Source organism: Alteromonas sp. PRIM-21 (genome assembly GCF_027563165.1).
In the GTDB taxonomy this organism is placed as follows: Bacteria; Pseudomonadota; Gammaproteobacteria; order Enterobacterales; family Alteromonadaceae; genus Alteromonas; species Alteromonas macleodii_A.
In genome coordinates this window covers 20,244-35,858 of record NZ_JADOEK010000017.1, presented here as the reverse complement: position 1 = coordinate 35,858, position 15,615 = coordinate 20,244, and the positions used below count along the sequence as shown (strand labels likewise).

The 15,615-nt window shown below is 40.2% G+C and carries 15 protein-coding genes; 7 read left to right on the top strand and 8 right to left on the bottom strand.

Annotated elements, in window-relative coordinates; genetic code table 11:
- Complete coding sequence (locus tag IW644_RS18135; RefSeq protein ID WP_269918781.1) at positions 1-1,794, top strand: polysaccharide lyase family 7 protein; 1,794 nt, start codon at positions 1-3, stop codon at positions 1,792-1,794.
- Positions 1,795-2,036: 242 nt separating this feature from the next.
- On the opposite strand, the gene IW644_RS18130 is transcribed toward IW644_RS18135, so the two are convergent.
- Positions 2,037-2,216 (bottom strand): DUF2986 domain-containing protein, encoded by a 180-nt coding sequence (locus IW644_RS18130; protein ID WP_071968065.1) that lies wholly within the window; start codon positions 2,214-2,216, stop codon positions 2,037-2,039.
- Between the two features lie 647 nt (positions 2,217-2,863).
- Here IW644_RS18130 and IW644_RS18125 point away from each other — a divergent pair.
- The 5 genes from IW644_RS18125 to IW644_RS18105 are packed head-to-tail and all read left to right on the top strand — an operon-like array spanning position 2,864 to position 6,909.
- Entirely contained in the window at positions 2,864-3,442 is a 579-nt protein-coding gene (locus tag IW644_RS18125) for a hypothetical protein (RefSeq protein WP_269918780.1), read from the top strand.
- The gene (locus IW644_RS18120; protein ID WP_269918779.1) at positions 3,414-4,304 is read left to right on the top strand and encodes a TylF/MycF/NovP-related O-methyltransferase; all 891 of its coding nucleotides are present in this window, start codon (positions 3,414-3,416) and stop codon (positions 4,302-4,304) included. Before IW644_RS18125 ends, IW644_RS18120 begins: the two co-directional genes overlap by 29 nt.
- Entirely contained in the window at positions 4,289-5,407 is a 1,119-nt protein-coding gene (locus IW644_RS18115) for a glycosyltransferase family 4 protein (RefSeq protein ID WP_269918778.1), read from the top strand. Before IW644_RS18120 ends, IW644_RS18115 begins: the two co-directional genes overlap by 16 nt.
- On the top strand, positions 5,361-6,044 hold the full coding sequence (locus IW644_RS18110; RefSeq protein ID WP_269918777.1) for a hypothetical protein: 684 nt from the start codon (positions 5,361-5,363) through the stop codon (positions 6,042-6,044). The genes IW644_RS18115 and IW644_RS18110 overlap by 47 nt, the downstream gene beginning before the upstream one ends.
- A 13-nt stretch (positions 6,045-6,057) precedes the next feature.
- A complete protein-coding gene (locus IW644_RS18105) occupies positions 6,058-6,909 on the top strand; it encodes a phosphotransferase (protein ID WP_269918776.1) in 852 nt (283 codons plus the stop codon).
- Positions 6,910-7,271: 362 nt separating this feature from the next.
- Here IW644_RS18105 and IW644_RS18100 read toward each other — a convergent pair whose 3' ends face one another.
- Together IW644_RS18100 and IW644_RS18095 are read right to left on the bottom strand one after the other, a co-directional pair.
- Positions 7,272-7,517, bottom strand: a complete 246-nt coding sequence (locus IW644_RS18100) for a hypothetical protein (protein WP_269918775.1) — start codon at positions 7,515-7,517, stop codon at positions 7,272-7,274.
- A gap of 223 nt (positions 7,518-7,740) precedes the next feature.
- Positions 7,741-8,109 (bottom strand): hypothetical protein, encoded by a 369-nt coding sequence (locus IW644_RS18095; RefSeq protein ID WP_269918774.1) that lies wholly within the window; start codon positions 8,107-8,109, stop codon positions 7,741-7,743.
- Between the two features lie 917 nt (positions 8,110-9,026).
- Between IW644_RS18095 and IW644_RS18090 the strand changes: the two genes are divergently transcribed.
- Entirely contained in the window at positions 9,027-9,893 is an 867-nt protein-coding gene (locus IW644_RS18090) for a hypothetical protein (protein ID WP_269918773.1), read from the top strand.
- A gap of 392 nt (positions 9,894-10,285) precedes the next feature.
- Here the strand turns inward: IW644_RS18090 and IW644_RS18085 are convergent, their stop codons facing one another.
- The 5 genes from IW644_RS18085 to IW644_RS18065 all read right to left on the bottom strand — a co-directional run bounded on the left by IW644_RS18085 (position 10,286) and on the right by IW644_RS18065 (position 15,607).
- Entirely contained in the window at positions 10,286-10,546 is a 261-nt protein-coding gene (locus tag IW644_RS18085; protein ID WP_269918772.1) for a hypothetical protein, read from the bottom strand.
- Between the two features lie 472 nt (positions 10,547-11,018).
- Positions 11,019-11,894 carry a DUF3800 domain-containing protein gene (locus tag IW644_RS18080; protein WP_269918771.1) on the bottom strand — a complete coding sequence of 292 codons (876 nt, stop codon included), beginning with the start codon at positions 11,892-11,894 and terminating at the stop codon, positions 11,019-11,021.
- Positions 11,894-12,784, bottom strand: coding sequence for a hypothetical protein (locus IW644_RS18075; RefSeq protein WP_269918770.1), 891 nt, complete (start codon positions 12,782-12,784; stop codon positions 11,894-11,896). The genes IW644_RS18080 and IW644_RS18075 overlap by 1 nt, the downstream gene beginning before the upstream one ends.
- Positions 12,777-14,102 (bottom strand): restriction endonuclease subunit S, encoded by a 1,326-nt coding sequence (locus IW644_RS18070; protein ID WP_269918769.1) that lies wholly within the window; start codon positions 14,100-14,102, stop codon positions 12,777-12,779. Before IW644_RS18070 ends, IW644_RS18075 begins: the two co-directional genes overlap by 8 nt.
- Positions 14,099-15,607, bottom strand: coding sequence for a class I SAM-dependent DNA methyltransferase (locus tag IW644_RS18065; RefSeq protein ID WP_269918768.1), 1,509 nt, complete (start codon positions 15,605-15,607; stop codon positions 14,099-14,101). The genes IW644_RS18070 and IW644_RS18065 overlap by 4 nt, the downstream gene beginning before the upstream one ends.
- Positions 15,608-15,615 lie beyond the last annotated feature (8 nt).

The following is a 15,615-nucleotide window of genomic DNA, read 5'->3' as shown; positions in this document are numbered from 1 at the left end:
ATGAAAGTTGCCTTTACCCTACCGTGTGCATTTCTAGCTATTGCCGCTACTAATGCACACGCTGCAACCTTTGTAATGGAAAAAAATAACACTGCGTTTTCTATAGATGGAAACGGTGGAGCGGTTGTTGGACAACAACCCTATTTATGGAACACGAATCTCAACAATGTTAACCAGCAGTGGGTGCAGATTAGTCATGGAGATGGCTATTACTCATATAAAAAACAAGATACAAACCTTTGTTGGGACGGTGGTAGCGGCGGCTCTAATGGCCAAGCTATAACTTTAGAACCTTGTGATGCATCGAATTACGACCAGCATTGGGAAAAAATAAAGGTGATCAGCGGTACAGAAATTTATCGCTTCCAGAAGCGGAACGCCTCTGGCTATTCGATAGACGGCGGAAACGGCGCAGCACGACAGCAGCCGTTGTATCTATGGTCTTCTAGCAATAGTAATGTAAACCAACAATGGGAACTAACTCGAACGGACGCAGATTCACCATCTACGGGCAATGCTGGAAGCTCTGTTTCAATTAATACCGCGTTTGACGATGGTAGCGGCCATGGTAGTTATCCTGCGACCAATGTTATTGACGGTAATACCGACTTTTCATCACGTTGGGCAGGTAGCGGCTCGCCAGTAAACTTAACGGTTCAGCTTAACGAAACCACTACGGTATCAGAAGTTGGCATAGCTTGGGGTCGAGGCGATACCCGGGCATACACGTTTGAAATATACGCACGACCGGGAACTAGCGGCTCGTGGACTAAAGTATTTGATGATGTGAGTAGCGGCTCTACGTCAAATATCGAAGTATTTGATATTGATGATATTGCCGCTCAACAAATTCGCATTAAAACATTTTCTAACACTGCAAATACAGCTTGGACGAATATCACAGAAGTTGAAGTCTATGAAGGCGGCTCTGCTACGCCGCCAACTTCGAATCCGTCATTAGATCCAAGTGCGCCACCGTCAACTAATTTCGATTTGTCTCGTTGGTATCTAAGCATTCAAACCGACGATGATGGCAATGGAAAGGCAGATTCAATTAAAGAAGACGAACTTAACGCAGGCTTTGAAGATAGTCGCTTCTTTTATACGGCTAACGACGGTGGAATGACGTTTAGAAGCGAAATAGATGGTTATAAAACATCAACTAACACTAGCTATACTCGTTCTGAGCTTCGGGAAATGCTACGGGCTGGTGACACATCTATAGATACGCAAGGCGTTAATAAAAACAATTGGGTATTTAGTTCTGCCCCCTCTTCTGCACAAAATGCGGCAGGTGGCGTTGATGGTAATATGAAAGCTACTGTTGCTGTTAATCACGTCACCACTACGGGTGATAGCGGGCAAGTAGGTCGTGTAATCATAGGGCAGATACATGCAGATTCAGATGAGCCTGTGCGCCTTTACTACAGAAAACTACCTGGGCATGACAAAGGCTCGATTTACTTTGCCCATGAGCCTGGTAATGGCAATGCCGAGCAATGGTATGAAATGATTGGTTCGCGCTCTAGTTCAGCAAGCGAACCTAGCGACGGCATTGCACTAAATGAAGTGTTCAGCTACGAAATTGACGTAACGGGCAACACCCTTACTGTTAAAATTTTACGCGAGGGTAAACCTACGCTAACTGAAGAAGTGGATATGAGTAATAGCGGCTACGATGTTGCAGATGACTACATGTACTTTAAAGCAGGTGTTTACAATCAAAACAATACGGGTGATGGTGATGATTATGTTCAAGCGACCTTCTATGCGCTTGATGTAACGCATGACTAAATAGCCTACAAAACATAGCCAGCTTAACTACAAGCTGGCTATTTTCTTTCTCTCTGTTTTTGCAATTCCAAATAGCGCAAGACTCGATAGTGCGCTACTTCGTGTTACCCGGGTAGCACTTCAAAATGGATAAAGGCGTGTCGCCATGACATACGTATTCGAAATTATTTACCCCAGCTGGACAGAAAAAACGCTCCCATTGTTTTAGCTGAGTGACTTCATCACCATATTTGACCGCAATATTATCTGTCGACTGGTTTAGTACTTTTTTCGGTCACAGACAATTCATCGTGCTCTTGTTCTGCAAGCTTTGCCCGTTCCGCTTTAGAGATGTACGCTGGCTTATTGCTTTTATGAAGTTTAGCCTTAGCTTTCTTATCTTTTTTCTTAAGCTTAGTGAAGATTTTCTTACGACGGTTCATGCTCTGTTCTTTAACTTTTTGCGTTCAATGCTCGCATTATACGATGTGAAACGCTAAAGCTGCCATACGAGTATTCGCAATATACATTTTGGTCGTAACGCGCGGCGCAGCCGCAGGGGCACGTTAGCGTGTGCCTGGTTCTTCAACCGCCGGAATCAAAAAAGCCCTCGCATTTCTGCAAGGGCTTCTAAGAATGGTGCCTCGACCCGGGATCGAACCAGGGACACGCGGATTTTCAATCCCTACAAGCCTTGTAGCAATGATGCTGCCTATTGATTTTAGCGGCCTGTAACACCGCTTCCCTGTGACAAAACACTGTGACAAAGCAAAAAATCGTCACACCTAATTTGAGTCGAGTAGTGCAAAAATACTTATTAATTGAATGTCTCGACCGTTATGTCAAAGAATAGCAGAAATCCAATTTACAAAGCTCGCTAAGATACTCTAGTCAAGTCGCGTCGATACAAAATCAAACTTTTCGCCAAACTTTTCTGGTTGGTCAACAGAATCACGATTATATGATATCTATAATGACCTTTTCAGTACGAAGATATAGAGACTGTAGATGTTCTGTTTGATAGTCTAAAGTCTTTTAGAGATGTTTTGTAAGAATTGTGCATATCTGGTTGTAAAAGGAGATTAATAGTATGCAGAAAATCCAAGACTCTAAGAATGAAGAACTTCGCAAAAATACTATTGAACATTATAACAAAATAAGCGCCGAGTTTTTCTCTTACTATCAAACAAAAGAAAGATCTATTTGGTCATGTATTGTCCTAGCTTTTACATTGTCTATCTCCGCACGTTTTTTTGAATTACCTTCGAGTTATTATCTTATAAGTCCTGTCATTACAGCCATATATATATGCATGTTTTATATTCTCTATAAATATATGCGAGAACACTTAGACAGAAGAGATGATGCGAAAAAAATTGTAGTCTGTTGCAGAAAAATTGTAGGGGAACTCTGTAGAACAGCGCCTTCAAACAAGTCAAAGCTGAAAAGATATATAAGTTACTCAAAATCATGTGACATACCAGATTTTCTCGCAGAAAGTGTAAAGTCTAGTTATGTTCGAGAACATTCCTTCCAAGTTAAGACTGTTTATACAACACTCTTTTTGTTTTTCGTAATCTCACAAATCCAAATATATATAAAGGTGGCCGATATCACTTTTAAACAAGAGGAGAAAAATATTGAAGCCAGCATCGATAGCATTGAATAAATTACGCGCGATTTCCAAGCAAAAAGCAGAGGCTTCATCGCCCATCTTTGGAATTGATCTAGAGAGAGCAAAATGTTTTGTGGAGCTGAAATACCCCTACTATACAAGCGCTGTAGAGCAAGCATTATTAGAAGAACTTCGCCACTTCCCAGAAAACAAAGAAGCAAAGATAATGCTGGATGAAGTGAGAAAGTCTGAAATATACGACAAAGATATTATTGATTTTCAAGACGATGAATTTGCACAAATAAAGTCCACAATTAGTAACTTTACGATGCTACCAGACTCCAGACTCTTTTCACTCTGGAAGGCTGCGATAAAATACTTAGAAACAGCCAATAATGTAACATTTGTAGAGTGTGGAGTTGCTGCTGGAGGAAGCACTGCAATGCTAGCCTACCTTATTAAAAGATCGGGAAAAACTGGCCGAGTGTATGCTTTTGATAGCTTTAAAGGTATGCCAAAAGAAGGTAAAGAAGATACATGTAACGGTACATTGGCCAGTGAACTTGGATGGGGCGCGGGAACATGCTCCGCACCGACATCAAGCCTATTTAATATAGCGAAGCAGTTAGACGTTACTGATCTTATTAAAGTTGAGCAGGGTTTATTTGAAGACACATTACCTGATAATAACTTGGATAGAATAGACTTACTCCACATAGACTGTGATTGGTATGAATCAACTAAAACGGTACTAAATAATCTCTACCCTCTAATCCCTACTGGTGGGTTTATACAGATAGACGATTACGGGTATTGGGATGGCGTAAAAAAAGCTGTTGAAGAGTATCAAATCGAAAATAACTATAAGTTTTCAATTAATACTATAGATGGTTACTCTGCATGGCTACAAAAATAAAAATAGCGCAGATAGGCTTTAGAGGCCTTTCAACCGACTATCCCGTAGGTGGAATCGAACATTGGATGAGTTCCGTCATATTTCGACTACACACAAAATATAGTTTTTACCTTTATCCCAAAGCAAAGTATTCTGTTGAAAGAAAACCGACTATAGACTTCACGATATCTCCAACTAACGCTATCTGGACTAAGAATTTAGAAACAGTTACTTATTCGTTGCTAGCGACAATCAAAGCTACGTTAAAAGCGGATATTATTCATTATCATGGAAACTTACCTGCGTTATGGTCTTTCATTCCTTGGATGTTTAATAAAAAAGTCATACTAACGTTGCATGGGGCAGACTGGAAACGACCTAAATGGAATAAGTGTATGAGTTTAGTGCATAGAATAGCACTCAAAACATCGCTATTTTTCAGCAACACGGTTATCTCGGTATCTAAATCATTACATGATGAACTAGCAGAGAAACACAACCATATTGGGTTTATACCAAACGGAATGGATGAAACACCACGAACCGGAAAAACTAAAAACATCAACCATTTTGGTTTTATTGGTAGGCTCGTTCCAGAAAAACGACTTGATTTATTAATTGAGGCATTTTCAACCAATGAGTTTAGTAATTGCAGGCTCTATATCGCTGGAGACAGCCCTTCAACAGAAAGTTACAAAGCACACATAATAGCCTCGGCATCACAACAAAAAAATATCCACTTTCTCGGTCAAGTGAGTGGTGATAATAAGAGAAGTTTCTTCGAAAAAATAGACACTTTATGTATTCCATCTGACATTGAGGGAATGCCAATTGCTCTACTTGAAGCTTGCGGATATAGGAAAAAATTGGTGGTTTCAAACATTCCAGAACACAAATTCTTTGATGAATACATAAAATCGGGGATTACATTTTTTAAAGGCGGCTGCACAACATCTCTGACAAACGCATTAAAAATAACACTATCACAAACTGAAAATGAAGAGCTTATTTTGAAACCTGATTTTTTTAATAAGTTTAGCTGGAATTCAGTATCTACATCCTACGATAAAATTTACCATGACACTTACACCAACAAAATTAGAAAAACTAGCTCAAAGATATAATACTGACAAAGGAAAACATTGGCATAATTATACTCCTTATTATGAAGATCTACTGAATCAGAAAAGAGACCGAACATTTTCGATGATTGAAATTGGCGTAGGTGGAACGACGTATGCTGGAAGTCCAGGTGCGTCTATTTCTATGTGGAGTGAATATTTACCATTCTGCGATCTTCATGGCATTGATATTGACATATCGTGCGCAAAACTGAGCTTGCCAAATACTACTATCCATATAGGAGATCAGGAGGATAAAGATTTTTTAAATGAAGTTTTTAGCCGACTTAAGTTTCCTTTGGAAGTAGTTATAGATGACGGGAGTCATATTAACTCTAAAACAATAAAAACGTTCAATATCTTGTTTAAAAAAATTGCACCTGGTGGAATTTATATAATAGAAGATACGCATTGTACCTATGAGAAAAAATTTGATAATAATCGAGACGAATTCGACAAATTTCTACTAAAAGTTATGCGGTCTATAGATACTGATGGCCAAAAGCTTACTGAGCACAACATGCAAGACTTCACAAAAATACCCAACAAAGTTAGAAATAGATTACCGTATCTTCAGCGTTGGGTTGAGAAAATACACTACAGCCGTGGCTTGTGCGTTATCTATAAAAGGTCTGTTTAAGATGAGAAACTTGGTGAACATAGACAGCATCAATAACGTCGTTAGAAAAACAGGGGTCACAGAGAGTTCTCAGATTAAAAACGAGCTATTTTTCTATAATGAGATAGCTCACAACTTTTCAAAACTTGTACCAAAATTAATTTTTACTGATGAAGAAAAATCCATTCTAGAAATTGAAAATTTGAGCGAAAATTACGTATTCATAGAACAAAAAAGGGGATTTAATCATCGAGAATCTTACAGAACAATTTCTACCTACATGGAAATTCAAGAAAAAGTCAAAGGTTCAAAAATAAAACTCTCATCATCAAAAATATCCAATTGGCCTTTGAATCAACCAAGAAGCTTAATCATTAACGAAATAGAAACATGGATATCTTCGTACACCTTCCCAAGCATAAAAAATAAAGAGATCGTCGCATTATTTAAAATTTTTTTCGAACAAAGCTCTAAAATTTATGATGAACTTGAAATGAATAGTATGGGTATAATCCACGGTGATTTTCGTTGTGACAATATTGCCTTACCCAAAAATAATGGCAAACCCAAAATAATAGATTGGGAGTCATTCGGAAAGGGCAGCATTTTAATCGACCTTACCGTTTTTTTATTGCAATCTGTAAATATTGAATATCAGGATAGAGTTAAAAAGACTATAATCAAAAGTTTTTGCAAGTATTTCATCAATACAAACTACGATGATGTGGAGCGGCTTTTACATCTAGCAAGTCCGCTCATATCTATTTACTTAATCAGATTCCAAAGAACAAAAGATAAAGAAGACTTGTATTTCGTGATTGAAAAACGCATGACCTATTTCTACGAAAGAAACTTAGAAAAAATCAAAGCTGCTTTATTGAAATAAATCCGGCCGAGTTGATAAATTAAGTCATTTCTATACGATTTTAATAAGTTCTATGTAAAGTGCTTTATCTACATCGAGCAGTAAAAGGGTTTTTCCATACATACATTCGTTAGCGTTTATTGTTTTTCCGTCATCATTAATCCTCACCAATGGATTATAAATACCCTCAATACAGGCTGCATGACATATTTTTATAATATTATTCATTTTCAAATCGAACGGAACTTGATATTTTTGACGCAGCTTCATATTTGCCTTTTTATCGAACCTAGCGAACCACCATTCGTTTTTAAAAAAACACCTTTCAAAAAATGATAGCTTTTTTCGGTATTCGACATATATTTCTTTTGGTAATTTTGACTCTAATGCGTCTGCTTTTTTATATCTGAAGCTATTAGAACTTTATACACATATCCTATATTTTTGTTATTAGTAGTGCACGCCCTTCTAGCAGCCGATTCAGCACCACTCAAGGTTTCTGATAACCAAATACCATTTATTGGATTTTTGTACTCTCCGAAGTTTTTATGCCCTAATTCAAATTTTCTTAAATTCTCTTTCGTAGTCCCATGAAAATAAACAAAGCTTTCAATATTAGAAGTATCCAAATATTCCTCGCAAAAAATTTCAAAAATTTAATTAATAACTCCGATCAAATAATATTATGATACTAGGCCACGGAGATTTCTATAACCATGATTGAGTTTTTCTGTGCCGTCATTTGTCAGCCTTCATATAATTCTCTACTAACCGCTCAAAAGAAGGTATTAGGCAGATAGCCAAAGCCGCTAGCAGCAATAACACCAGTAAGGCTAATTGAAATGCAGTCATCTACCAATCTCCGCCCAACCCTGACAGGTCGTTAATCCCAAAATCATCAAGTCCACAATCGATAGACGTTGTGTCTGTTATCCAGTCGGTGTCAGAATGTATATCACATCCACCGATCACATCAGTATCCATAGAACTAATATCGAGCGTGATATCCACACCTAGGTGGTCTGAAATATCAGTGCCGCGTGGATTTCCTTCTACGTCGATAGCACTAGGACAGCCTTTTACTCCACTTGGTAAAAGCGGTAATCCCGTTGCTTCGTTAACTCCAGGCGCATCATACTCGCTCTCATCGAGAGCTGAAGTATTAGCCTCTTCACCGCTTTCTGAGCAGTGTCCGAATAATTGATAACTTAGTAATGACATTGTGCTGTCCTCTTGTTAATTAATCAGCACAAAATTACGTTAATGAAAAATACCTCTAATGCAAACCCTTTCCTTTTAACGTCAATCAGCATAACTGTGGTATTGCATTTTATTGGTAAGTTAAAGATGTCGAGTCTTCGTTCATAGAGCGTTAGCCGCCACGCAAAACTAGTCAGCTCTCAGTTGCTGAAACCCTGTTACATTTTTAGTTCATACCTTTTTCCTATTCATAGTTTTACTAGTTAAAGTTTGCGACTTCTACTTAAGAAGTCGGACTCGACATGAATATTCTCACTCAAAAAAGTTTTTTAAATAAAATCTGATTATGCTTGGAAAGCATGAATTACTAGTTGCAAAGCAAAGTGATAACAACAAACTAAAAGTTTGTGTGAAAAAAGCAGTTGTGAAACAACTCAATAGCTCGCGCAGAAAGGCAATTGCGAAGCACATTTTCTTTTGAAGCTGGCGCATGTTCGCGGTTGCGAACTACCCCCTATTTTATTTTGCCCTAGCAAAATTTGGTGAATAGGGCGAAAGCGCTATGAGCCGAACCCCTTGCCGCAAGCAACGCTAGCGCAACGAATAGCTGTGTATGAAATACATAGATATGAGAGAAAAATGGGGGGTAGTGCGCAGCACGAGAACATGCGCCTTAAGCGTTGGTGCTAGCCGCGAATGCAGCGTAGAGTCGCTGCGTTGACGAACGTCAACATTAGCAGCGGCGGGCACTATAAGCGTTTCGCTCACTACAAACGTTGTGAGCTTTCTTTTTTCAGGTAGGTTACAACCAGGGAGCCGCAGTAGGTGTTGGAGAGTTTAAGAAACTCCCAGTTAAAAACCCGAAAGAGATCCTTAAACACTTAAATTTTGCGTTTGCTGTTCCTTTGTAGTTTCTCAATTAATACACAAGGAACGCAATGACGAACACTAATACACCTTCCCTAGACACCGAACACCAAAAATACTTCAACCTTGATATGAGATTTCACAAAAGTACGAATCCCGTTCTTAGAGGACGGCAAAAAAAGTATTTAGCGTTGTTGCTCGCCGCTAGGCATAGTTTTGTATCTGCCATTACATGTGAAGCAATATGGCAAATTAAGCGGCACAAGGTTTTGGAGTCTCTAAATAGAATAGTGAAAGAGGGACTTCTATCAATTGCAGAAACAGACAGGGCAGCCGATGGGCGTATATATGTACTAACCCATTCTGGAGCTAAGTTTGCGTCAGATCTGATGCGAATGGACGTCCCCTTCCGTTCTGCACAAGAGCCAATCACCCAAGTAAATCAAAATGCAATAATGCACAACTCAATTATGAGTTTTGTACTAAGCCTGGGGTTGCAAAATCAAACAAAGGATGGCACCCCAAAACCTCTTTGGGATGGCTATTTAACTGAACCTGAATTTAAACGGATTCACGGTTCATCAAATATAAAAAATGTCGATGCTTTAGTACAGCTAGCCAATGGCGAGGTGGCAGCTGTTGAACTAGAAGCCTCATTTAAGCGGAAGCAGCAACACGAAAAAACGTTACTGAAATTGCGTGATGCAATGCTAGGTGAAAATAGACTTTACGATAAAGTCTTCATTATTCCCTGCTCTCAAAAGATTAATAACGACACACAACGCTTTCACAAACAGCTGTTTGAGGAGATGCCTCATCGTTATGATCGTAAAACAAAACAGCCTTTGCTGAGTAGTGATGATGCCAACAAACTCCAAGAAAAAATCATCTATAGAACAAAATTTATTGACCCAATTGAACAGACATTTTATCGATGAACTATTGTCGGAAGAAAAAGAGCACCTTGCGGTGCTCTTAATATTTATTGATGAAGTTTTTTACGAAGCCGTTTCTCTTGTAGGTAGATTGCGAGAGCGAATAGATATATTAGAAGTATATATAACGCCCCTTTAATCCCCACGAACGGATAGGTGCTGTGTGGCTCAAACCCAGTTATAATTTGAAATATCCAAATGACAAAAATTACGTCACCGATGCTCATCAAGAATTTAGTAATCATGTCTAATGCAATGATTACGAGTTGTTGTTGTTGCTTAGTCATTTGTCCTCCTAAGTTGCTTATGACCCGCATAAGTAACTAAGAACGACTAATGGTAACTTTCGTGGAACGAGAAAACGGGCATAGAATGCCCGTTAGTAAAAAGTCGCTTTATTCGTCTGTCATAAACCGCAGAACAATAACTGCTGACAGTGCGAAAAATAACGACGCAGCAATACACACCCAGTTGTAGTAAAAATACTCATTTAACTCAAAATCTGCTTCAGCAACAGGCTTCCAATCTAGCAATACAGCGACTATCTCATGCCAAAATGGAAACAGTGCAAACGCGAGAAATATATACCCTAACGACATGCTATTTTTTGAAAATTTAATAAGTGTGTTAAACGCTATCTCTTTTGTGATCTTCATGTTGATACCCTTAGTTAGTCCTAAAGATATCTAGGCTTGCTAGAGGGAAATTTTTTGCACAAAAGAAAAAGCAGGCATTAAAACGCCTGCTTTTCTATTTTTTAGCTCTGCTAGTATCAACCATGATTATAGGCAGCGCATTCGTGACTATAACCAAACCAGAGTGCCTAGCCCTGGCTCTTCTACACAGTTAATCTCACGTTACGTGATTTACAGCAACTGCTGGATTTCCTCGTGTGGGCTTCCAATCATTGTTCCAGCCGCTAGGACGGCTAGTGATAGCATTTAGCGAAGTGGTCGTGAGCATTCCTCTTCAGTATGATTTAGGCTTCATTATTCAATAGCGCCTAGCCTAGGGAAATATAAAAGTTCGTTTTTCAGAACCATTACCATTGACTAAGATGGTTACAAATACCATACTATGTACCAAGTGGATTGAGCATTCTCGGTCGGCGTCAAAACCTCGGTGGATTCATCGGGGTTTTTCGCTTTTTGGGCTAGGATAAATTCTCATCCCAACGTCTTCAAAAGCAGTTCCTAAGCTGTCTCTTCCCCCTTCGCAGTAAAATTTTTCTCGAAGAATATCGAAAGCTCTGTTGTTTTGTTCAGGGCGAAGTGTATGAAGCCCTATAGGTCGCGCAACTAGGTCTGCTAGTTGTAACCCTGAAGACATAACTTTTTTGTCAGAGAAAATTATTTCATAGGGAAGTTGCAGATTTTGTTTATTGTTGCCATCACAGATACGGCGAAACTCTAGCTCTAAATCTCGATCCTCTTTGTCGCCTCGGCACTCCACAACTATATGCGTTTTCTTTTCGCTCTGGCCTTTCTCCGCAAGAAAACCGTTTAGCGCTTCCATACACATACCCAACGCTATGTGGTAAGCATTATCGTCAGGGTTCGAGCGCAGCTCTCGCTTATCAATGGTGGCGCTTATCAAGATAAAATTACCGACCTCGATTATTTCAGTCAGCTCGTTCAAAAAGTGCTGATGATGCGCTTTACCTTTAAATATGTTGAACGCGCCCTTTCGTCGCCTTATTTCGTTTTCGTGAAGCACCACTTGGTCATGGCCGAAGTGGTTGAACTTAAATTTCTCTAAAGCAGGAACAATCACTTCACTGTAGTGACGCTTGTGAAATACGCAAAATGCTAGAACAAAGATGGGATAGTTTTCATCAATACTCTGGAGGCTATGATCACCACTTTCATCCACGTACACGATGTATTTGGAAAAGTCACTTTCATCTAACGATTGGGGGTTGTGACTTTTTAGCTTTTTAAGATTTTCCTCATCAATCTCAAAAAGCGGCAACTCATGCTGGACGGGTTGTTTTTCATCTGTCATTACCGAGCATCCAGTTCAGTCAAAACAAACCATAGACAATTGAGAGCAAGATTCGCGTCTTCTTCGTCTATCGGTCTGGTACTGTGTTTATGGCTTTCATTTGGTTTACATCGTGAGTGCAGCAAACGGACGATATCAGCATTTTTAGAAATTAAATCCTGACCATCACGTTTTGGGTCTTTTACTTTATTGCGTTCAAGGTATTTACTGATTCCTTTGCCTAGATCTAGCGTTAAATTGTCGGCTAGATCACCAAACACAATACTTAGCACATCTCGGCACCTATCTACGGTATCTTTTGGAGATAGCTTATTGGCACTGACTTCAACTTGCTCCAGCGCACGCTTTAACTCCTCTCTTACAGGCGCAGAGTATTTATTGAAATCTATATCCGGTACAACGCCTAAGCTTCTGACTGCTTTAAGCGTTAGCAATAGCGCTCCATCGTATTGTTTTTCAATTGAGAGAAGGCTCCAGATACTATGATGTGGTGCCTCTCCAATTGTCACATTTGGAAACTTTGAAAGCCCTCTTAGCTCATTCAATGGCGAACGCTGGTAGGTAATTAGTTCAGTTTCTTGCGCAGCGCCGCTTGCCCAACCAACTAACTTTAAGTCTTTTCTAATTTGGTCGTGTACTCGCCAGACCTTTGGCTGCGTTTCGGTAGACAGCTTTACCACTCGGCCACGCCGAATTTTAGTAATAGGGTCGAAGCTGTCTTCTCGAAAGAGTAGAGGAGAGAAACCATCAACACTGTGAGTTGGTGCATCAATATTTAGTTCTTGAAAGGTTATCGGGAACAGGTTTGAGCGACCTTCAATCGGTATGCCTGAGCCTGAACTTCCCTCATAAACTCTGCCTGTCTGTTTACAGATTCCAAGCTCACGCATTTAGCGCCTCAATTGAATTTTCGATTGATTCGATGTCTGAATTCACGGAGCTTGAGAGTAGCTCACCTCTGAAAGCTTTGGCGAGTATTGACTGTGTAAGTTTATCCAGTCGAGCTTTAGCGGCGTCATATTGTTTTTCTACAATAAATGCGCTTGAAAATAGCTCTTCAACTCTTCTGTTTATTTCTTTCTGTTCAATTTGAGGGGGCAATGGTATCGGAATTTTTATCATCGAAGATTTATTCAATTTGACCTGATCCATACCAGTAAGAAATTGGTCAATTTCTATAGTAGGAGAGTTAAAAAAATGCATTAAATATTCAATGGTGACATTATTCTTACCCTGTATGACATGAGCGTGATTATTGACCCAAAATTTTCCTGTGGCTATCAACGAAATAGGCCTCTGTCGTGACTCTAAGTTTTTGCCGTCTTCAGCTAGCAACAAGTATCTACCGTCAAAAAGAAAGTCATCTATATCATCAATAACACCGAAAGCTCCGTAATATGGATACTCTCCTGACCGCTTGTCTCTATCGGCCTGTTTCAATGGTTTTCTTTTAGAATTGTGAATTTCTATTAGTTCCCCGACATGGTGCCACGTCCAGTTCAATGGGATATTGTGAGGTGCAGTTCCGCCATCCAAAACAGTCCAATCAATATTTTCTTTATAGGCAGACTCAACTCTGTTCAACTCTCTCCAATCCTTCGTCAACTCCCCCGAAGTCGCAGCAGCAAGCACAGACTGGCGGAAGCGTTTTAAGATAGTGGGGATTTTGTCGAGGCGTGCCTGGGCCGCTTCTACTTTCGAGAGCACACTATCGAGTTTGTCTGCGATGCGTTTTTGTTCTTCTAGTGGTGCGACGGGTACAGGGTAGTTCAATAAATAATCTTTTGGTACGCGCTTGTGGCCGACAGAGCCTGTCATTTGCACTCTACATTTATCCATAAAGTCTTTTGTTTTGACAAATGCGTGCAGGTATCTAGCTTCAATATCCAATGGGCGCATAACAAAGAATTCGGTACTTCCCGAGCCAATGCCGTTCGGCAACCCTTCTACAAGTGCACTTTTACCATTTTCAAAGCACGGTGTAATTTTAGCTAGTAATACATCCCCATCTTTGAAGTGAGTATATCCCTTTCTGCAATCTGACCAGTATTTTTCCTCATATCTTAGCTTGTCGGTAATACTTACAGGTATCAAACCCATTGGAACGAAACCGCAAAGAGTATCCTCAGGCACATCCTTAAACTTTTTATTGAGTTCGATTAAGTCACCAAGTAATTTTACCTTCCACCCTTTAGGCAACTCACTCATAGTACAACCTCTTCCGAAGCCTCTGCCACATCCAACTCAACCAAAATTGACTGTAAATCAGTGATAGCGCCTGCTAGCTCTTCAATTGCCTCGTTAATAAGCACATCTGGTTCAGGAAGTTTAGAAGCATCTTCTACGCTATCATCACGAATCCAAGCCAAATCTAAAGAGTCTTCTTTCGCTGCGATTTCTTCACGGGTGAATTTACGGAGGCGACAGGTATCTACATCACCCACATCACTGCCGTTTTGATGATTGTCGATAAAGGCTTGTCGTTGCGCCTCATCAACCTGAGTAAGGTCGCTGCCTACTGCTTCATAAAATTCGTCGAAATGGGCTTTGGTCAACACAGTACGTTTACCGAATTGCGGCATGTTTGCTCGCATGTCGTAAACCCACACGTTTTTGGTGTTGCTTGTGTCTTGATTCACATCTTTAGGCTTATCGAAAAACAGCACATTTGTTTTTACGCCCGCCGCATAGAAAATACCTGTCGGTAAACGAAGGATGGTATGCAGGTTACACTTTTCCATCAAATCGTTACGTATCTTGCGGCCTGTAGAGCCTTCGAACAATACGTTATCAGGTAGCACTACTGCTACTCGACCACCAGGCTTGAGCATGGTTTGGTACATGGCATGAAGAAAGGCCAACTGCTTATTACTGGTGTAATGTACCAAGTCGTCACGGGTTGGCACGCCCCCGCCCTGCTTCGTGCCAAAAGGCGGATTGGCTAGAATAAGCGACGCTTTTGGCAAGGCTTTACCTTCGTTTGACAGGGTATCGCCATAAAGCACACCTGCATTGTCGTCGTCAATCGCTAGGTCGTGCAGCATTAGGTTCATCATTGCCAAGCGGCGCGTGTCGGGTACTAATTCCATGCCGAAGAAAGTTTTATGCTGATACTTGTCGTATGCACTTTCCGAAAGGCTTGAGATGTCGTTGTGTTCTTCTAAATACTTATGGGCGGCGATAATAAACCCGCCTGTACCTGCCGTTGGGTCTACCACAACGTCGTCTAGCGTTGGGCGCATTAACTCTACCATGGCATCAATAAGCACCCTTGGCGTGAAGTATTGGCCTGCGCCCGACTTCTTCTCACTCGCATTGATTTCCAGCAAGCCTTCGTACATGTCACCTAGGCCTTCAACCTTGGCTGAGTACCAGTCTAGCTTGTCGATTTCGGTTACCAACTTATTTAATGTTGCGGGTTTGCGAATACATGTTGCTGCATCAGCGAAAATCGCTTTTGTAATTAACGAGCCATGTGAACCAAGGTGAATAAGTAGCTTTTTGTATTCTTCTAAACGTGTTGCTGCGTTGAAATTTTCAATATCGCTCCAGCGATAATTTTCAGGAATAAGATTATCCTGTCCTGTCTCTTCAACCATTTTCAGGAAAATTAGGTAAGTTAGTTCGTTCAGGTACTCGTGGTAAGTTACGCCGTCGTCACGCAATACGTGACAAAGGTTCCATAACTTGCTGATTAAATCTTGTGTACTCATACTACTGT